Here is an 18,271-nt window from a genome sequence, read left to right as displayed (position 1 = left end):
AGATTTTTGCCGGAGCCATGCCGTGATGAAAGCGCCGGGCGGACGCACTTCGGCACTTGTTACGTAGCGCTGTTACCTTGTCAGTACGTAACGAAGGCCGGGGCGCAAGCAGCTGCCCGGCCGCGGATCAGGCCGCGGGCCGCAGCCGCGGCGACACCGGGATGTTGCGGGAGAAGTCGCGGCGCGGTGCCGAGGGCAGTGCGTCGCGCGGTACGTCGCCGGGCAGCACGAACTGGCTGATGAGCGTGTCCAGGTTGCGGGCCTGGTCGCGCAGGCTTTCCGATACGGCGGCCGATTCCTCGACCATGGCCGCGTTTTTCTGCGTCATTTCGTCCAGCCGGGCGACGGCGGCGTCGATCTGGGCGATGTCCTGCACCTGCGACTGCGTCGCCATCGTGATGGCGCCGACCGTGTCGGCGACCTGGCCGATGGAAGCGACGATGCGCCCCATCGTGCGGCCAGCGTCGTCGGCGAGCGCGGTGCCCGACTCGATGCGCTGCACCGAGTTCTCGATCAGGCTCTTGATCTCGCGGACAGCCGCGGCCGATCGCGTGGCCAGCTGCCGCACCTCGGACGCGACCACCGCGAAGCCGCGTCCCGCGTCGCCGGCCCGCGCAGCCTCGACCGCGGCATTGAGCGCCAGGATGTTCGTCTGGAAGGCGATGGCGTCGATCACGCCGGTTATGTCGGCCACCCTGTGCGACTCGCGCCGGATGTCCTGCATGGTGCTCACCACCTGGGACACCGCCTCGCCGCCCTGCGCTGCGACCGTGGCGGCGGCCCCGGCCATGCGTTCGGCCTCGCCGGCGGCCGTGCTCGATTGCTGCGCGTTGTGCATGACCTGCCCGAGCGCCGCCGCCGTCTGCTGCAGGCTGGCCGCGGCGCCTTCGGTGCGTGCCGAGAGTTCCGAGTTGCCGTGCGCGATCTCGGCGGCCGCCGTGCGCACGTTCTGCACCGACTCGCGCACGCGCTGCACCAGTTCGCGCAGCGCGCCCTGCATGGCGCCCAGCGCCTGCAGCATCTGGCCCGCCTCGTCGCGGGAGTGGCCCTCGATGTCCTGGCGCAGGTCGAGGGTGGCCACGCGTCCGGCTGTGTCGCTCGCGAGCCTGATCGGCCTGCCGATGCTGCGCATCAGCCCCAGCGCCAGCACACCGCCCAGCAGCAGCGCGGCCACGCTGAACAGCACCAGCGCAATGCGCGCCGAGGCGCTCAGCTCGGCGACGTGCTCGCCTGCCACGTCGATGGCCAGCCGCTGCGATTGCGCGAGCCTGGAAACGGCGGCCAGCAGCGCGGCCGAACTGGGCTGGAAGCGCTGCGCGTACACGTTGCGGATGCGCTCGGTGAGGCCCGAGTCGCGCGCGGCGATCAGTTCCTTGACGGCGCCCGCGAAGTCCCTGGCGGCGGCGTCGGCCTGCGCGAGCAATGCGCGGTCGGCCTCGTGGTGCAACCGCTGGTCGAGCTGTTTGATCAGTTCGTCGTAACTGGCGGCGGTTGCGCGGATGTCCGCCGCAAGAATCTCGCCGACCTCGGGTTCGGAGCTCAGCGCCATCGCCTTGTAGCGCTCGGCATTGATCGCCTGCAGGCGGTAGGCGTCGGCCACGATGCGCTCCGACACGCCGCGCTGCTGGATGGCTTCGCGCGTGGCCTCGTCGACCTTGGCGAGCGAACGGATGCCGATGCCGGAGCCCGCGAGGGTCAGCAGCAAGACGGCCGAGAAGGTGAACAGGAGGCGGCGACCGAGGATGTTGCGGGAGCCGGAGGAGGGGAGGAGAAGGTGGGCGTCTGATGTCACGCGCGGATTAGACCGAGGGCGTGTGACTGGTCGTTGACCCGGACCCGCGTGTGGGCGGGGCTTGCGCCGGGCCTGCCTGGGGTCTTGAAAAGCCGTTGCGATTCAACGACTTGGCGATCTGGTGGTGCCTTCGACAGGAATCGAACCTGTATCTGAGTCTTAGGAGGACCCCGTTCTATCCATTGAACTACGAAGACCGGATGGGGATGCACGAAGCGGCGAGCCGCGGTGCGCCCGCGATTTTATAGGGTTCGCGATGACAGTCCCGGCCGGGGCCGCGCCCGGCCCCTCGCGCATCGCCAGCGCGGGCTTACCCCGATACGAAATCTGCAAAAAGTTGACCGCGATCAAGCCGCCTCGAATCGCCGGCGCGCACCATCGTGCCCGTTCGCATCTCTGCTCAGATTCAAGAACAAAAAAGAGCGAAATCACTACACAGGAGACAACCTGATGAAGAAGATCGCCTTGAATGTTCTGAGCCGCGCGACTGCCGTTCTTGCCACGACAACCGCCGCGATGGCGCTGGCGACCGGTGCCGCGCCTGCCTTCGCATGGGAACCCACCAAGCCGGTGGAGTTCGTGATTCCCGCCGGCACCGGCGGCGGCGCCGACCAGATGGGACGGCTGCTGCAGGGCATCGTCATCAAGTACAAGCTGATGAAGGAGCCGCTGATCGTCGTCAACAAGTCCGGCGGCGCGGGCGCCGAGGGCTTCCTGGCGGTGAAGGAGGCAAAGGGCGATCCGCACAAGATCGTCATCTCGCTGTCGAACCTGTTCACCACGCCGATGGCCACGGGCGTGCCCTTCAACTGGAAGGACATGACGCCGGTCGCGATGCTGGCGCTCGACCAGTTCGTGCTGTGGACCAACGCCTCCGAGCCCTACAAGAGCGCGGGCGAGTACGTCGCGGCGGTGAAGACCGCGGGGCCGAACAAGTTCAAGATGGCCGGCACCGGCTCGAAGCAGGAAGACCAGATCATCACGGTCGCGCTCGAGAAGGCCACCGGCACCAAATTCATCTACGTGCCGTTCAAGGGCGGCGGCGAGGTGGCGGTGCAGCTGGTGGGCGGGCACGTGCAGTCGACGGTGAACAACCCGATCGAGGCGGTGGCGCAGTGGCGCGCGGGCAAGCTGCGCGCGCTGTGCGTGTTCGACGACGAGCGCATGCCCTTCAAGGCCAAGGTCACCGACACACAGTCGTGGAACGACATCCCCACCTGCAAGGAAGCGGGCGTGCCCACCAGGTACACGATGCTGCGCGGCATCTTCATGCCGCCGGGCGTCACCCCCGACCAGCTCGCCTTCTACAAGGACCTGCTGACCAAGGTGGCGGCCACGCCGGAGTGGAAGGAGTACATGGAGAAGGGCGCCTTCAACCCGACCTTCATGACCGGCGACGCCTTCGCGAAGTGGCTCGCCGAGGCCGAGACCACGCACCGCACGCTGATGTCCGACGCGGGCTTCCTCGCGAGCAACAAGTAGGCGGGCAGACCGCCGACGGCCGACTGCCGCGCCTCGCGGCAGCGGGCGCGTGCGCCGCGGGCGCACGCCGCATTCCTTCTTTTTTCAAACAACCACGATGGGGGCTCCATGGAGCACGACGAATCATCCGGGGGCCCGGCGCGCACGGGCATCTCCACCCACCTCGTAGAAGCGGCGGTGGCCGTGGCGCTGCTGGTCATCGGCCTGGTGGTGGTCTTCGAGGCGCGCAAGCTCGGCGCCGGCTGGACCACCGACGGCCCCGGCGCGGGCTACTTCCCGTTCTTCATCGGCGTGATCATCACGATCTCGGGCGCCGGCATCCTCTACCAGTCGCTGCTGGGCAAGAACCGCAACACCGCGGTCTTCGTCGACTCGGTGCAGCTCAGGCGCGTGCTGTCGGTGCTGGTGCCGGCCACGGTCTACGTGCTGGCGATTTCCTTCCTCGGCATCTACGTGGCGTCGGCGATCTACATCGCGCTCTTCATGATGGTGCTGGGCAAGTACGCGTGGTTCAAGAGCGTGTTCGCCGCGCTGGCCGTGAACGCGCTCTTCTTCTGCATGTTCGAGGTCTGGTTCAAGGTGCCGCTGTTCAAGGGCGCGCTCGATCCGCTTCGATTCCTCGGCTACTGAACCCGACCCAAGGAGCACAAGCGAAATGGAAGAAATCAGTGCCCTGATGCAGGGCTTCTACGTGATCCTCTCGCCGATGAACATCGGCCTGATGTTCCTCGGCATCATCCTCGGCGTGCTGATCGGCGTGCTGCCGGGGCTCGGCGGCGCCAACGGCGTGGCGATCCTGCTGCCGCTCACCTTCACGATGTCGCCGACCTCGGCCATCATCATGCTGTCGTGCATCTACTGGGGAGCGCTCTTCGGCGGGGCCATCACCTCGATCCTGTTCAACATCCCCGGCGAACCATGGTCGGTGGCCACCACCTTCGACGGCTACCCGATGGCGCAGAACGGGCAGGCGGGCGCGGCGCTCACCACCGCGTTCACGTCCTCCTTCGTGGGCGCGTTCCTTGCGGTGGTGATGATCACCTTCCTCGCGCCGCTGGTCGCCAAGTTCGCGCTCAAGTTCGGCTCGCCCGAATTCTTCGCGGTGTACCTGCTGACCTTCTGCAGCTTCGTCGGCATGGGCAAGGGCTCGCCCTTCAAGATCCTCGCGTCGATGGCGCTGGGCTTCGCGCTCGCCAGCGTGGGCATGGACACCGTCACCGGCCAGCTGCGCCTGACCTTCGGCCAGCCCGAGCTGATGCGCGGCTTCGACTTCCTGATCGCGGTGATCGGCCTGTTCGGTATCGGCGAGATCCTGCTGTCGATGGAGGAGGGCCTGAAGTTCTCCGGCAAGAGCGCCAAGATCGATCCGAAGGTGGTGTGGCAGACCTGGAAGCAGCTGCCCAGGTACTGGATGACCTCCATCCGCAGCTCGCTCATCGGCATCTGGATGGGCATCACGCCCGGCGGTGCCACGCCGGCTTCCTTCATGGCCTACGGCCTCGCCAAGAAGATGTCGAAGAAGGGCGCCAAGTTCGGCACCGGCGAGACGGAAGGCGTGGTCGCGCCCGAGACCGCCGCGCACGCGGCCGGCACCAGCGCGCTGCTGCCGATGCTGGCGCTGGGCATTCCCGGCTCGCCCACCGCCGCGGTGCTGCTGGGCGGCCTGCTGATCTGGGGCCTGCAGCCCGGGCCGCTGCTCTTCGTGGAGCAGAAGGACTTCGTCTGGGGCCTCATCGCCAGCATGTACCTCGGCAACATCGTCGGGCTGATCGTGGTGCTGAGCACCGTGCCGCTCTTCGCATCGATCCTGCGCATTCCGTTCTCGATCATCGCGCCGGTGATCATCGTGATCTGCGCCATCGGCGCCTACACCGTGCACAACGCGATGCTCGACATCTGGTTCATGCTGGGATTCGGCGTGCTGGGCTATCTCTTCAAGAAGCTCGACTTCCCGCTCGCGCCGCTGGTGCTGGCGCTGGTGCTCGGCGACAAGGCGGAAGACTCCTTCCGCCAGGCCATGCTGGTGTCGCAGGGCGACGTGATGGTGATGTTCTCCAACCCGCTGGTGGGCACCATCACCACGCTGGCGCTGGTGCTGCTGTTCTGGCCGCTGATCTCCAAGGCGCTGGCGTTCGTCAGGAAGCCGAAGAAGGCCGACGAGTTCGCCGTCGAACGGCCGGTGGATTGACGAAGGAGGCCAGCACATGCCAGTGATCGCACTGACCCAGGAGATGGGCTCCCTCGCGAAGGATGTTTCGCTGAAACTCGCCGAAACGCTGGGCCTCGCCGTGATGCGCCACGAGGTCATCGAGCACGTCGCGGACCGCATGCAGGTCTCTACCAGCCTCATCGGCCGGCTGCGCAGCGGCAAGGCAGGCCTGGTGGAACGCCTCACCACCGACCGGCGCAGCGTGGCGCTCTACACCGCCGAAGAACTCTTCGCGCTGGCCGACCGCGGCAACGTGGTGCTGCGCGGCTGGGGCGCCACCTGCCTGCTGCGGCCGGTGCCGCACGTGGCGTGCGTGCGCATCACGCGCTCGATGAAGAAGCGCGTCGAATGGCTGATGGGCGACCTCGAGACCGACGACGCCGAGTTCGCCGAAGCCGAGATCCGCCGCAGCGACCAGGCGCACGCCGCCCGCATGCACGCGCAGTTCGGCGTGACCTGGGGCGACCCGGTGCTCTACGACCTGGTGCTCAACACCGACCGCCTTTCTGTCGAGAGCTGCGTCGAGCAGATCCGGCTGATGGTGAACCGCCCCGAGTTCGCCGAAACACCGGCCTCGCGCGCGCTGCTCGCCAACATGGCGCTGGAGGCGCGCGTGCGCGCGGCGCTGAAGGAGCACGAGGCGACGCGGGACATCAACGTGACGATCACCGCGAATCATGGCGAACTGCTGCTGCGCGGAATCGTGCTGAATTCCGACGAGCGGGCGCAGGCCGAGGCTGTCGCGGCCGAGGTCTCGGGCGTGAGCGGCGTGCACAACCAGCTGAGGCTGATGGCCAGCACGCGGCGCTTTGCTTCGGCGAAGCAGACTTAGGCTTTGCTCCTTCCCCCTCTGGGGGAAGGTGGGGATGGGGGCAGTCGGCGGTAGATACGCTGGCGGCCCTTGATGCGCCCCGTGCCCCCACCCCAGCCCTCCCCCAGAGGGGGAGGGAGCAAGACGGGCTCAGATCTTCCCGCGTTTGCGAAGCCGGCTAAGGGTTTCCGCAGACAGATTCAAATAAGAAGCCAGTTCCTTGCTCGGAATCCGGTCTTCCAGTTCCGGGTGCTTGCGCATGAAGCGGTGCACGCGCCCGGCGGCGTCGAGCAGGTGCAGCGTGATCGTGTGCGCCATGATCTCGCTCATGCCGCGCATCACGAGGAACTCGAACAGCTCCTTGGTCTCGGGATGCCTGTTCAGAAAGGCGATCCACTCCTTCAGCGGCAGGCTCGCCACCCGCGCCTTGGTCACGCAGACGATGCCGTAGGGCGTGGGCGTGCCCAGCCGCAGCGCGGCGTAGCTCGTCTCCATGTCGTTCTCGTCGGCGAAGCGAAGGATCATTTCCTTGCCCTCCGGGTTGCTCACCACCCGCTTGAGGATGCCGTCGAGGATGAAGTACTGCTCCATCTCCCGCACGCCCTGGTGCAGCAGGAACTCGCCCTTGTTGCCGTCCACGATGACCAGGTGTGCCTCGAGCTCCGCGCGGTCGGCTTCGCTCAGGTCCTTGAGAAGCACGTTCTGCCGCAGCTGGGCGCGAATGATGTTCTTCTCCGGATGGTTTTCCAACGTCGTCATGGTCACCGTCTTGCTCGATTTCGCTGCCGGCGCCGGTCATCGGGGCCGGCGCCGTTTTCGGGAAAGTTGACCGAGGTCAACGGCCGAAAGTTTGGCCCGAATCATAGTCGCGGCTCGGGCCTCGGCCATTCACCCATGCAGAAGGAGAGACATGTCTTCAGTCAGAACAGAGAAAGAGGCGACCACCACGCTGAGCGAAGCCCTCAAGTCCGCGAAAACCCGTGACGCCGACGGCGACGCGGTGGTGCGCGCGCTCAAGAGCGTGACGGAAGACAACGCGCCCGAGGGCGAGACCATCGACGGCTTCCACCTCGTCATCGATGCCCTCAAGCTCAACGGCATCGACACCATCTTCGGCCTGCCCGGCATTCCGATCACCGACCTCACGCGCATGGCCCAGGCCGAAGGGCTGCGCGTGATCTCCTTCCGCCACGAGCAGCACGCCGGCAACGCGGCGGCGGCCGCCGGCTTCCTCACGCAGAAGCCCGGCATCTGCCTGACCGTGTCGGCGCCCGGCTTCCTCAACGGCCTGACCGCGCTTGCCAACGCCACCACCAACTGCTTCCCGATGATCCTCATCAGCGGCTCCAGCGAGCGCGAGATCGTCGACCTGCAGCAGGGCGACTACGAGGAGATGGACCAGCTGGCCATCGCCAAGCCGCTGTGCAAGGCCGCCTTCCGCGTGCTGCACGCGCAGGACATCGGCGTGGGCATCGCGCGCGCCATCCGCGCCGCGCTCTCGGGCCGTCCGGGCGGCGTCTACCTCGACCTGCCGGCCAAGCTCTTCGCGCAGACCATGGAAGCGGCCGCCGGCAAGGCCTCGCTCATCAAGGTGGTGGACGCCGCGCCGCGCCAGATCCCCGCTGCCGACGCGGTGAACCGCGCCCTCGAACTGCTCAAGGGCGCCAAGCGTCCGCTGATCCTGCTCGGCAAGGGCGCCGCCTACGCGCAGGCCGACGCCGACATCCGCGCGCTGGTCGAGAAGACGGGTATTCCCTACCTGCCGATGTCCATGGCCAAGGGCCTGCTGCCCGACACGCACGCGCAGTCGGCATCGGCCGCGCGCTCCTACGTGCTGCAGGAAGCCGACGTGGTGGTGCTGATCGGCGCGCGCCTGAACTGGCTGCTCTCGCACGGCAAGGGCAAGACCTGGGCTCAGGAGAAGGGCGCCAAGCGATTCATCCAGATCGACATCGCCCCGACCGAGATCGACAGCAACGTCGCCATCGAGGCGCCGGTGATCGGCGACATCGGCTCCTGCGTGGCGGCGCTGCTGGCCGGCATCGACGCGAAGTGGGCCAGGCCGCCGGCCGAGTGGACCGGCGCGATCGCCGAGCGCAAGGACAAGAACCTGTCGAAGATGGCCGCCACGCTGGCCGCGCGGCCCTCGCCGATGAACTTCCACAGCGCGCTGAGCGTGATCCGCGACCAGGTGAAGGCGCGGCCCGACGCCATCGTCGTCAACGAGGGCGCCAACACGCTGGACTTCGCGCGCAGCATCGTCGACATGTACGAGCCGCGCAAGCGCCTGGACGTGGGCACCTGGGGGATCATGGGCATCGGCATGGGCTTCTCCGTGGCCGCGGCCGTGGTCACGGGCAAGCCGGTGATCGCCATCGAGGGCGACAGTGCCTTCGGCTTCAGCGGCATGGAGGTGGAAACCATCTGCCGCTACAACCTGCCGGTCTGCGTGATCGTCTTCAACAACAACGGCGTCTACCGCGGCACCGACGTGAACCCCAGCGGCACGAGCGACGTGGCGCCCACCGTGTTCGTCAAGAACGCCCGCTACGACAAGCTGATGGAAGCCTTCGGCGGCGTGGGCGTGAACGCCACCACCGCCGACGAGCTGCAGAAGGCCCTGGCCGAGGCCGTCGCCTCGGGCCGCCCGACCCTCATCAACGCCGTCATCGACGAGACGGCGGGCACCGAGAGCGGCCGCATCACGAGCCTGAACCCCGCCACGGCGAAGAAGAAGTAACCCGCGTTCCGTTTCATTCAAGGAGATATCCCAATGAGCAACAAGCCCCTCAACGGCATCAAGATCATCGACTTCACGCACGTGCAGGCCGGTCCCGCATGCACGCAGATGCTGGCCTGGTTCGGCGCCGACGTGATCAAGGTGGAGCGTCCCGGCGCGGGCGACGTGACGCGCTCGCAGCTGCGCGACATCCCCGACGTCGACGCGCTCTACTTCACCATGCTCAACAGCAACAAGCGCTCGATCACGCTGGACACGAAGAAGCCCGAGGGCAAGGCCGTGCTGGAGAAGCTGATCCGCGAATCCGACGTGCTGGTGGAAAACTTCGGCCCCGGCGCGCTCGACCGCATGGGCTTCACCTGGGAGCGCATCCAGGAGCTGAACCCCAAGATGATCGTCGCCTCGGTCAAGGGCTTCAGCGAAGGCCACCACTACGAGGACCTGAAGGTGTACGAGAACGTGGCGCAGTGCGCCGGCGGCGCGGCCTCCACCACCGGCTGGTGGAAGGGCGGCAATTCCGTGCCGACCATCTCGGCGGCGGCGCTGGGCGACTCCAACACCGGCATGCACCTGGCCATCGGCATCCTGACGGCCATCATCGGCCGCCAGCAGACCGGCAAGGGCCAGAAGGTGGCCTGCTCGATGCAGGACGCCGTGCTCAACCTGTGCCGCGTGAAGATGCGCGACCAGCAGCGCCTGGACAGCGTGGGCTACCTCGAGGAATACCCGCAGTACCCGCACGAGATGAGCGCGTTCGCCGACAAGGTCGTGCCGCGCGGCGGCAACGCCGGCGGCGGCGGCCAGCCCGGCTGGATACTGAAGTGCAAGGGCTGGCAGACCGACCCCAACGCGTACATCTACTTCACGGTGCAGGGCCACGCCTGGGAGCCGATCTGCGAGGCGCTGGGCAAGCCCGAGTGGAAGACCGACCCCGACTACATGACGGCCAAGGCCCGCCAGCCGCACATCGAGCAGATCTTCGCCACCATCGAGGACTTCATCAAGGACAAGACCAAGTTCGAGGCGGTGGACATCTTCCGCAAGTACGACATTCCGTGCGCCCCGGTGCTCTCGATGAAGGAACTGCTGCACGACGAGTCGCTGCGCAAGAGCGGCTCGATCGTCGAAGTCCCGCACAAGGAGCGCGGCACTTACTGGACCATCGGCAGCCCGATCAAGTTCTCTGACCTCAAGCCCGAAGTCACCGCGTCGCCCCTGCTGGGCGAGCACACCGACGAGGTGCTGGCGGAGCTCGGCTACAGCCAGGATCAGATCGCCGGCCTGCACGCCGCCAAGGCGGTGTAGAAGCCCACCCCCAGGCTTGTCCACTTCGTGTGGCAGCGCCAACCCCCTCCAGGGGGCGACACCTGCGGCCCGGCGGAGCCGGTTCCGCGGTGTCCCTGGAACTGGGGGAGGCTGCTGCGGGAGCCTGGCCTGGATTGAACGAAGCGCCGGAGGTTCACATGCAAGCGAATGTCGATTTCAAGCAGCTCGTCGAAGGCGCCGGCGATGCGATCATGGTGTGCGACGCGCAGGGCGCGATCACGCTGTGGAACCGCGCCGCCGAACGCATCTTCGGCTTCAGCGAGGCCGAGGCACTCGGCCAGTCACTCGACCTGATCATTCCGCAGAGGCAGCGCCAGCGGCACTGGGACGGCTACCACAAGACCATGGAAACCGGCGTCACCAAGTACGGCGCCGACCTGCTGCGCGTTCCCGCGCTGCACAAGGACGGTCGCACCCTTTCGATCGCCTTCACGGTTTCGATGCTGTTCTCCGCCGATCACCAAGTCACGGGCATCGTCGCCATCGTGCGCGACGAGACAGCCCGCTTCGCCGAGGAGCGCAAACTCCGCGCCCGTCTGGTAGAAGTCGAAGCCACGATGATCAGAGAAGGAGACAGTCAATGAGCCAAGCACTCGAGGGCGTGCGCATCCTCGACTTCACCCACGTGCAGTCGGGCCCCACCTGCACCCAGCTTCTGGCCTGGTTCGGCGCCGACGTGATCAAGGTCGAGCGCGCCGGCGAAGGCGACGCCACGCGCGGCCAGCTGCGCGACATTCCCGGCGCGGACAGCCTCTACTTCACGATGCTGAACCACAACAAGCGCTCGATCACGCTGGATACCAAGAACCCCAAGGGCAAGGAGGTTCTCGACAGCCTCATCAAGACCTGCGACGTGCTGGTCGAGAACTTCGCGCCCGGCGCGCTCGACCGCATGGGCATCACATGGGCCCACATCCAGAAGCTCAACCCGCGCATGATCGTCGCCTCGGTCAAGGGCTTCGGCCCCGGCAAGTACGAGCACTGCAAGGTCTACGAGAACGTGGCCCAGTGCGCGGGCGGCGCGGCCTCCACCACCGGCTTCGAGGACGGCCCGCCGCTCGTGACCGGCGCGCAGATCGGCGACAGCGGCACCGGGCTGCACCTGGCGCTGGGCATCCTCGCGGCGCTCTTCCAGCGCAACAGCACCGGGCGCGGCCAGCAGGTGCTCGCGCCGATGCAGGACGCGGTGCTCAACCTGTGCCGCGTGAAGATGCGCGACCAGCAGCGGCTGGAGCGCACCGGCACCATGCACGAGTACCCGCAGTACCCCGACGGCAAGTTCGGCGACGCGGTGCCGCGCGCGGGCAACGCATCGGGCGGCGGCCAGCCCGGCTCCATTCTCAAGTGCAAGGGCTGGGAGACCGACCCCAACGCCTACATCTACTTCATCACGCAGGCGGCCGTGTGGCCGGCGGTGTGCAAGGTCATCGGCGAGGAAGGCTGGATCACCGACGAGGCCTACGCCACGCCGGCGGCGCGATTGCTGCACCTGAAGCCGATCTTCGCGCGCATCGAGCAGTGGACCATGACCAAGACCAAGTTCGAGGCCATGGACATCCTCAACGAGTACGACATTCCGTGCGGGCCGATCCTCTCGATGAAGGAGATCGCCGCGGACGAGTCGCTGCGCGAGACCGGCACCATCGTCGAGGTCGACCACCCGGTGCGCGGCAAGTACCTGACGGTGGGCAACCCCATCAAGATGTCCGACAGCCCGACGGTGGTGACGCGCTCGCCGCTGCTCGGCGAACACACCGAGGAAGTGCTCAGGCAGCTCGGTTACGACGCGGACGCCCTGGCGACCCTGCGGGCCGAACGCGTGATCTGAAGCCCGGCGGCGCGGGCCGCCGCCTCTTGCCGTTTTCCTTTTTCCTGGCGCGCTGCCTGTTCGCGGGCAGCGCGGAGGGCGCCTGCGCGCCCGGATTCGAATCAATTGCCGGTTGTCGATCTGGCTGGAATTTCGGAATTTCCATCCATAACCTGCAATGAATGGTTTTTATAAATTCATTTAATTTTTATTTATCGTCCATCGCTTCTACATTTTGAACTCGCCGGAATTGCCCGTCTTATTCATCGATCCGGCATTCATTCAAGGAGAAGATCATGGAAAACCAGTCACCCATCCAATACTGGCGCGACGAGATCGAGCGCAATGCCTACAACGCCGCCTTCTTCGAGCTGGGGCTGCGCTGGTACTGGGACGGCGAGACCTATGACCGCCTGATGGGCCTGGGCGAGGACGCCAATACGCGCATCGGCCATTACCTGAAGACCGAGCAGCCGCATTTGCTGAAGGCCTACGACGCGGAATTCCTCGCCGTGGCCATCGAGCAGAAGAAGGAAATCCACCGCAAGCGCGAAATGGCTTCGTCGAGCTATTTCAATTGGGCCGAAAGCCACGGCGTCGAGCTGGGCGCCTGAATTTCAATTAACGATTTCAGGTAATTGCGGCCATGAGCATCCACGAATACCAGGGCAAGGAAGTGCTGCGCCAATACGGCGTGGCAACGCCTCGCGGCTTCGTCTGCCGCTCGCCCGACGAGGCCGCCGAAGCCGCCAGCCGCATCGGTGGGCGCGCCTGGGTGGTCAAGGCGCAGATCCACGCGGGCGGCCGTGGCAAGGGCGGCGGCGTGAAGCAGGCCTGGTCGGTGGACGAGGTGCGGCGCCACGCCGGCCAGATGCTCGGCATGACGCTGCAGACGCCGCAGACCGGCCCCGAAGGCCGCGTGGTGAAGCAGTTGCTGGTGGAAGAAAGCGTGGAGATCGACAAGGAGCTCTACCTGGGCTTCGTGGTCGACCGCAACTCGCAGCGCGTGGCGCTGATGGCCTCCAGCGAAGGCGGCATGGACATCGAGGAAGTGGCCGCGCGCACGCCCGAGAAGATCCACCGGCTCTTCATCAACCCCGACACCGGCCTCGGCGTGGCCGAGGCGGACGGCATCGCGCGACGCATCGGCATTGCCGACCGCGCGGTGGTGCAGGCGCGCGTGCTGATGCAGAACCTCTGGCAGGCCTTCGACGGCAGCGACGCCTCGCTGGCCGAGATCAACCCGCTGGTGCTCACCCGCGACGGCCGCGTGATCGCACTCGACGCCAAGTTCGACTTCGACGACAACGCGCTCTTCCGCCAGCCCGACATCGTCGCGATGCGCGACCTCGAGGAGGAAGACCCGCTGGAGATCGAGGCCTCGGACGCCGGGCTCTCGTACATCGCGCTCGACGGCGACATCGGCTGCCTGGTCAACGGTGCGGGCCTCGCGATGGCGACGATGGACGCCATCAAGCTCTACGGCGGCGAGCCCGCCAACTTCCTCGACGTGGGCGGCGGCGCGACGGCCGACAAGGTGGCCGAGGCCGTGCGGCTGATGTTGCGCAACCCGAGGCTCAAGGCCGTGCTGGTCAACATCTTCGGCGGGATCATGAAGTGCGACGTGATCGCGCATGGCGTGGTCGACGCGGTGCGCGAGACCGGCCTCAAGGTGCCGCTGATCGTGCGCATGAAAGGCACCAACGAGGACCTGGGCCGGACCATCCTCGCGCAGTCGGGCCTGTCGATCATCAACGCCGACGACATGGCCGAGGCCGCGCAGCGCGCCATCGGCGCGGCCAGCAACTGGGAGCGCCCGCGATGAACCGCTCCTGTTTCCAGCAACAGCCGATGGAGATTGCCGCATGTCCATCCTGATCGACAAGCACACCCGCGTCATCACGCAGGGCATCACCGGCAGGACGGGCCAGTTCCACACGCAGGCCTGCCTCGAATACGGCAACGGCAGGCACTGCTTCGTGGCGGGAGTGAATCCGATGAAGGGCGGCCAGTCGATGGCGGGCATCCCGATCTTCGGCACGGTGAAGGAAGCCAAGGCCGAGACCGGCGCGACCGTCTCCGTGATCTACGTGCCGCCGGCCTTCGCGGCCGCCGCCATCGACGAGGCCGTCGATGCCGAGCTCGACCTCGTCATCTGCATCACCGAGGGCATCCCGGTGCGCGACATGATCCGCACGCGCCACCGCATGCAGGGCCGCAAGACGCTGCTGCTGGGGCCCAACTGCCCGGGGCTCATCACGCCCGGCGAGATCAAGATCGGCATCATGCCCGGCCACATCCACCAGCGCGGGCGCATCGGCGTCGTCTCGCGCTCCGGCACGCTGACCTACGAGGCCGCGAGCCAGCTGGCGAGCTTCGGCATCGGGCAGTCGACGGTGGTGGGCATCGGCGGCGACCCGGTCGGCGGGCTGCGGCACATCGACGTGCTGAAGATGTTCAACGACGACCCGCGCACCGACGCCGTGATCATGGTCGGCGAGATCGGCGGCGACGCCGAGGAGCAGTGCGCGCGCTGGATACGCGACCACATGACCAAGCCCGTGGTCGGCTTCATCGCCGGCGCCAGCGCACCGCCCGGCAAGCGCATGGGCCATGCGGGCGCCATCGTCTCCGGAGGCCGCGGCACCGCGCAGGAAAAGCTCGCGGTAATGAAGGAGTGCGGCATCCACGTCACGCGCAATCCGGCGGACATGGGAAAGCTGCTCGCCTCGCTCGTGGTGCCCGACTACCTGCCGTTCGACTGACCGATCGAACGGCGGCGGACCCGAATCCTCAATATCCAGAAAGACGACAACAACATGGAACAGCAGCAGATGACGAAATGGGTCCGCTTCGAGCACGCGGGCGGCATCGGCTTCGGCACGCTCGAGGGCGATGCGGTGCACGAGCGGCAGGGAGACATGTTCGGCAGCTCCGAGCCCACGGGCCGCGTGTTCGCGCTCGCAGGGCTGCAGCTGCTCACGCCCACCGAGCCGACCAAGGTGATCGCGCTGTGGAACAACTTCCACGCGCTGGGCGCCAAGCTGAGCCTGCCGGTGCCGGCCGAGCCGCTGTACCTGCTGAAGACGCCCAACTCGTACCTCGCGCCCGGCGCGCCCATCCGCAAGCCGCTGTGCGACGGCAAGGTGGTGTTCGAGGGCGAGCTCGGCATCGTCATCGGCAAGACCGCCACCGCCGTCTCCGAAGCCGACGCGCTCGACCACGTGTTCGGTTACACCTGCGCCAACGACGTCACCGTGGCCGACATCCTCAACCGCGACGCGTCTTTCGCGCAGTGGGTGCGCGCCAAGGGCTTCGACACCTTCTGCCCCATGGGCCCGGTGGTGGCCACCGGCCTCGATCCCGCCACGCTCACCGTGACCACCACGCTCAACGGCGAGCAGCGGCAGAACTACCCGATCAGCGACATGCGCTTTTCGGTGCAGCAGCTCGTGAGCCTCATCTCGCAGGACATGACGCTGCACCGCGGCGACGTGATCCTCTGCGGCACCTCGATCGGCGTCGGCTCCATGAAGCCCGGCAGCCTCGTCGAAATCGAGATCGGCGGCATCGGAAAGCTCAGCAACCGCTTCGGCTGAACGCAGCCGAAGGGTCGCGCAAGGAATTCAACTCTTGGGGATCGACGACATGAAGATTGCAATCATCGGCGCAGGCGCCATCGGCGGGCTGGTCGGCGCGAAACTCGCGCTGGCCGGCGAGGACGTCACGTTCATCGTGCGGGGCGCCAACCTCGAAGCCATAGGCCGCAACGGCATCAGGCTGGTCTCGGCCGAAGGCGAGGAACAGGTGGCGCGCAACGTGAAGGCCACCGACCGCTACGACGAGACGGGCCCGCAGGACATCGTGGTGCTCGCGATGAAGGCCCACCAGGTCGAGGCCGTGGCCAACGACGTGCCGAAGCTCTTCGGGCCAGACACGGTGGTCGTGACCATGCAGAACGGCATCCCGTACTGGTACTTCCACAAGCATGGCGGCACGCTCGAAGGCACGCCGGTGCGCAGCGTCGACCCATCGGGAACGCTCGCGGCGAAGATCCCGGCGCAGCGGGTGATCGGCTGCGTGGTGTATCCGGCTTCGGAGCTCATCGCGCCCGGCGTGGTCAGGCACATCGAGGGCGACCGCTTTCCGGTGGGCGAGCTCGACGGCTCGGCCAGCGAGCGCGTCGAGCGCGTGTCGGCCTGCTTCACCGGCGCGGGTTTCAAGGCGCCGGTGCTCGACAACATCCGCGCCGAGATCTGGCTCAAGCTGTGGGGCAACCTCACCTTCAACCCGATCAGCAGCCTCGCGCATTCCACGCTCGTGGACATCTGCCAGTACCCGCCTTCGCGCGAGCTCGCCGCGGCAATGATGCGCGAGGCCCAGGCCGTCGCACACAAGCTCGGCATCGAATTCCGCGTGACGCTGGAGAAGCGCATCGCGGGCGCGGAGAAGGTCGGCAAGCACAAGACCTCGATGCTGCAGGACGTGGAAGCGGGCCGCGCGCCCGAGATCGACGCGCTGGTCGGCGCCGTGGTCGAGCTGGCACGGCTCACCGAGACGCCGACGCCGCACATCGACACCGTCTACAGCCTTGTGAAGCTGCTCGCACGCACCATGGAAGACCAGCGCGGCCGCGTGAAACTCCACGAAATGGCTTGACGCCATGAGACGCACGCGCAGCGCCCGGATCGTCGCAACCCTCGGCCCGGCCACCACCGACGAGCAGGCCATCCGCGCGCTGTTCGGGCGCGGCGTGGACGTGTTCCGGCTCAACCTGAGCCACGGCACGCAGCACGACCATGCGCGCCGCATCGAGACCATCCGCCGGCTCGAGAAGGAGCACGGCCGGCCCATCGGCATCCTGCTCGACCTGCAGGGGCCCAAGCTGCGCCTGGGCACCTTCGAGGGCGGGCGGGCGCATCTCGACGCGGGCGCGCGCTTCCGGCTCGACATGAGCCAGGCCAGCGGCAATGCACGCCGCGCGCCGCTGCCTCATCCCGAAATCTTCGCCGCGCTGCACAACGGCACCGAGCTGCTGCTGGACGACGGCAAGCTGCGCCTGCGCGTGGACAGCCATGGCCCCGACTTCGCCGAGACCACGGTGCTGGTCGGCGGGGACATCTCCGACCGCAAGGGCGTCAACGTGCCCAGCGTGCTGCTGCCGATCTCGCCGCTCACGCCCAAGGACCGCGACGACCTGGCCTTCGGCCTCTCGATGGGCGTGGACTGGGTCGCGCTCTCCTTCGTGCAGCGGCCCGAGGACATCGAGGAGGCGCGCGCCATCATCGGCTCGCGTGCCTGGATCATGGCCAAGCTGGAGAAGCCCGCCGCCATCGAGCACCTGGATGCCATCGTCGCGCTGTGCGACGGCATCATGGTGGCGCGCGGCGACCTCGGCGTGGAGCTGCCGCCCGAGCAGGTGCCGGAGCTTCAGCGGCTGATCGTGCGTTCGTGCCGCAAGCGCGGCAAGCCCGTGGTGGTGGCGACGCAGATGCTCGAATCGATGATCGTCTCGCCCGTACCCACGCGCGCCGAGGTGTCGGACGTGGCGACCGCCGTGTACGACGGCGTCGACGCGGTGATGCTCTCGGCCGAGTCGGCCTCTGGCAAGTACCCTCTGGAGGCGGTCGCGATGATGGACCGCATCATCGCGCGCGTGGAGGCCGATCCGTCGTACCGCACGGGCATCGACGCCACGCACGATGCGGCGCTTTCCACCACGGCCGACGCGGTGTGCGCCTCGATGCGCCAGGTGGCCTCGCTGCTCGCGCCGGCCGCCACCGTGACCTACACGTCGTCGGGCTTCACGAGCCTTCGCGCGGCGCGCGAGCGCCCGGCGGTGCCCATCCTGAGCCTCACGCCCGACGTGGCCGCAGCGCGGCGCATGGCGATGGTCTGGGGCGTGCACGCGGTGCTGGTCGACGACGTGCACGACGTGGCGGAGATGATCGACTGCGCATGCCGCACGGCGCGCACCGAGGGCTTCGCGAATGAGGGGGACGACGTGGTGGTGGTGGCGGGCCTGCCCTTCGGGCAGTCGGGCACCACCAACCTGCTGCACGTCGCCCGAATACCGCGCTGAGCGCCCCCAGCTTCGAAGGCCC

Annotated in this window: 16 protein-coding genes and 1 tRNA gene; 14 read left to right on the top strand and 3 right to left on the bottom strand. The window is 67.3% G+C overall.

All coding sequences use genetic code 11. The features are described 5' to 3' along the window. Window positions 1-127: 127 nt before the first annotated feature. Together EJP67_RS20765 and EJP67_RS20760 are read right to left on the bottom strand one after the other, a co-directional pair. Window positions 128-1,792: a methyl-accepting chemotaxis protein gene (locus tag EJP67_RS20765; protein ID WP_126023606.1), complete on the bottom strand. Its 1,665-nt coding sequence runs from the start codon at window positions 1,790-1,792 to the stop codon at window positions 128-130. Window positions 1,793-1,914: 122 nt separating this feature from the next. Next, window positions 1,915-1,989: transfer RNA gene (locus EJP67_RS20760), tRNA-Arg, on the bottom strand. A 253-nt stretch (window positions 1,990-2,242) separates the two neighbouring features. Between EJP67_RS20760 and EJP67_RS20755 the strand changes: the two genes are divergently transcribed. From EJP67_RS20755 to EJP67_RS20740, 4 genes are all read left to right on the top strand, one after another. Next, window positions 2,243-3,274: a Bug family tripartite tricarboxylate transporter substrate binding protein gene (locus EJP67_RS20755; RefSeq protein WP_126023605.1), complete on the top strand. Its 1,032-nt coding sequence runs from the start codon at window positions 2,243-2,245 to the stop codon at window positions 3,272-3,274. Window positions 3,275-3,382: 108 nt separating this feature from the next. Further along, window positions 3,383-3,904 carry a tripartite tricarboxylate transporter TctB family protein gene (locus EJP67_RS20750; protein WP_126023604.1) on the top strand — a complete coding sequence of 174 codons (522 nt, stop codon included), beginning with the start codon at window positions 3,383-3,385 and terminating at the stop codon, window positions 3,902-3,904. A 25-nt stretch (window positions 3,905-3,929) separates the two neighbouring features. Further along, window positions 3,930-5,462, top strand: a complete 1,533-nt coding sequence (locus EJP67_RS20745; protein WP_126023603.1) for a tripartite tricarboxylate transporter permease — start codon at window positions 3,930-3,932, stop codon at window positions 5,460-5,462. 16 nt (window positions 5,463-5,478) lie between these two features. After that, complete coding sequence (locus tag EJP67_RS20740) at window positions 5,479-6,315, top strand: cytidylate kinase family protein (protein ID WP_126023602.1); 837 nt, start codon at window positions 5,479-5,481, stop codon at window positions 6,313-6,315. Window positions 6,316-6,444: 129 nt separating this feature from the next. Here the strand turns inward: EJP67_RS20740 and EJP67_RS20735 are convergent, their stop codons facing one another. After that, window positions 6,445-7,053 carry a Crp/Fnr family transcriptional regulator gene (locus tag EJP67_RS20735; RefSeq protein WP_126023601.1) on the bottom strand — a complete coding sequence of 203 codons (609 nt, stop codon included), beginning with the start codon at window positions 7,051-7,053 and terminating at the stop codon, window positions 6,445-6,447. Window positions 7,054-7,204: 151 nt separating this feature from the next. Between EJP67_RS20735 and oxc the strand changes: the two genes are divergently transcribed. From oxc to pyk, 10 genes are all read left to right on the top strand, one after another. Next, window positions 7,205-9,034 carry an oxalyl-CoA decarboxylase gene (oxc, locus tag EJP67_RS20730; RefSeq protein WP_126023600.1) on the top strand — a complete coding sequence of 610 codons (1,830 nt, stop codon included), beginning with the start codon at window positions 7,205-7,207 and terminating at the stop codon, window positions 9,032-9,034. Between the two features lie 33 nt (window positions 9,035-9,067). Further along, a complete protein-coding gene (frc, locus tag EJP67_RS20725) occupies window positions 9,068-10,339 on the top strand; it encodes a formyl-CoA transferase (RefSeq protein ID WP_126023599.1) in 1,272 nt (423 codons plus the stop codon). A 158-nt stretch (window positions 10,340-10,497) separates the two neighbouring features. Continuing rightward, window positions 10,498-10,944, top strand: coding sequence for a PAS domain-containing protein (locus EJP67_RS20720; protein ID WP_126023598.1), 447 nt, complete (start codon window positions 10,498-10,500; stop codon window positions 10,942-10,944). Further along, window positions 10,941-12,188 carry a formyl-CoA transferase gene (gene frc, locus EJP67_RS20715; protein ID WP_126023597.1) on the top strand — a complete coding sequence of 416 codons (1,248 nt, stop codon included), beginning with the start codon at window positions 10,941-10,943 and terminating at the stop codon, window positions 12,186-12,188. The genes EJP67_RS20720 and frc (EJP67_RS20715) overlap by 4 nt, the downstream gene beginning before the upstream one ends. A 275-nt stretch (window positions 12,189-12,463) precedes the next feature. After that, window positions 12,464-12,781, top strand: a complete 318-nt coding sequence (locus EJP67_RS20710) for an HAD family hydrolase (protein ID WP_126023596.1) — start codon at window positions 12,464-12,466, stop codon at window positions 12,779-12,781. A 32-nt stretch (window positions 12,782-12,813) separates the two neighbouring features. Then, window positions 12,814-13,992 (top strand): ADP-forming succinate--CoA ligase subunit beta, encoded by a 1,179-nt coding sequence (gene sucC, locus EJP67_RS20705; RefSeq protein WP_126023595.1) that lies wholly within the window; start codon window positions 12,814-12,816, stop codon window positions 13,990-13,992. Window positions 13,993-14,032: 40 nt separating this feature from the next. Continuing rightward, window positions 14,033-14,932 (top strand): succinate--CoA ligase subunit alpha, encoded by a 900-nt coding sequence (gene sucD / locus EJP67_RS20700; RefSeq protein ID WP_126023594.1) that lies wholly within the window; start codon window positions 14,033-14,035, stop codon window positions 14,930-14,932. Between the two features lie 54 nt (window positions 14,933-14,986). After that, complete coding sequence (locus tag EJP67_RS20695; RefSeq protein ID WP_126023593.1) at window positions 14,987-15,766, top strand: fumarylacetoacetate hydrolase family protein; 780 nt, start codon at window positions 14,987-14,989, stop codon at window positions 15,764-15,766. Window positions 15,767-15,815: 49 nt separating this feature from the next. Beyond that, window positions 15,816-16,826 carry a 2-dehydropantoate 2-reductase gene (locus EJP67_RS20690; protein WP_126023592.1) on the top strand — a complete coding sequence of 337 codons (1,011 nt, stop codon included), beginning with the start codon at window positions 15,816-15,818 and terminating at the stop codon, window positions 16,824-16,826. A 4-nt stretch (window positions 16,827-16,830) separates the two neighbouring features. Beyond that, window positions 16,831-18,249, top strand: coding sequence for a pyruvate kinase (gene pyk, locus EJP67_RS20685; RefSeq protein ID WP_126023591.1), 1,419 nt, complete (start codon window positions 16,831-16,833; stop codon window positions 18,247-18,249). Window positions 18,250-18,271 lie beyond the last annotated feature (22 nt).

Source organism: Variovorax guangxiensis (assembly GCF_003952165.1).
GTDB lineage: Bacteria > Pseudomonadota > Gammaproteobacteria > Burkholderiales > Burkholderiaceae_C > Variovorax > Variovorax guangxiensis.
This window is presented reverse-complemented; position numbering and strand designations above follow the sequence as displayed.

Excerpts from the sequence above, each read along its gene's own strand:
- EJP67_RS20740 (WP_126023602.1), top strand. The coding sequence starts at position 5,479 with ATGCCAGTGATCGCACTGACCCAGGAGATGGGCTCCCTCGCGAAGGAT.
- EJP67_RS20720 (WP_126023598.1), top strand. The coding sequence starts at position 10,498 with ATGCAAGCGAATGTCGATTTCAAGCAGCTCGTCGAAGGCGCCGGCGAT.
- sucD (WP_126023594.1), top strand. The coding sequence starts at position 14,033 with ATGTCCATCCTGATCGACAAGCACACCCGCGTCATCACGCAGGGCATC.
- frc (WP_126023597.1), top strand. The coding sequence starts at position 10,941 with ATGAGCCAAGCACTCGAGGGCGTGCGCATCCTCGACTTCACCCACGTG.
- frc (WP_126023599.1), top strand. The coding sequence starts at position 9,068 with ATGAGCAACAAGCCCCTCAACGGCATCAAGATCATCGACTTCACGCAC.
- EJP67_RS20745 (WP_126023603.1), top strand. The coding sequence starts at position 3,930 with ATGGAAGAAATCAGTGCCCTGATGCAGGGCTTCTACGTGATCCTCTCG.
- pyk (WP_126023591.1), top strand. The coding sequence starts at position 16,831 with ATGAGACGCACGCGCAGCGCCCGGATCGTCGCAACCCTCGGCCCGGCC.
- EJP67_RS20690 (WP_126023592.1), top strand. The coding sequence starts at position 15,816 with ATGAAGATTGCAATCATCGGCGCAGGCGCCATCGGCGGGCTGGTCGGC.
- EJP67_RS20735 (WP_126023601.1), bottom strand. The coding sequence starts at position 7,053 with ATGACGACGTTGGAAAACCATCCGGAGAAGAACATCATTCGCGCCCAG.
- sucC (WP_126023595.1), top strand. The coding sequence starts at position 12,814 with ATGAGCATCCACGAATACCAGGGCAAGGAAGTGCTGCGCCAATACGGC.
- EJP67_RS20710 (WP_126023596.1), top strand. The coding sequence starts at position 12,464 with ATGGAAAACCAGTCACCCATCCAATACTGGCGCGACGAGATCGAGCGC.
- EJP67_RS20695 (WP_126023593.1), top strand. The coding sequence starts at position 14,987 with ATGGAACAGCAGCAGATGACGAAATGGGTCCGCTTCGAGCACGCGGGC.
- EJP67_RS20750 (WP_126023604.1), top strand. The coding sequence starts at position 3,383 with ATGGAGCACGACGAATCATCCGGGGGCCCGGCGCGCACGGGCATCTCC.
- EJP67_RS20755 (WP_126023605.1), top strand. The coding sequence starts at position 2,243 with ATGAAGAAGATCGCCTTGAATGTTCTGAGCCGCGCGACTGCCGTTCTT.
- oxc (WP_126023600.1), top strand. The coding sequence starts at position 7,205 with ATGTCTTCAGTCAGAACAGAGAAAGAGGCGACCACCACGCTGAGCGAA.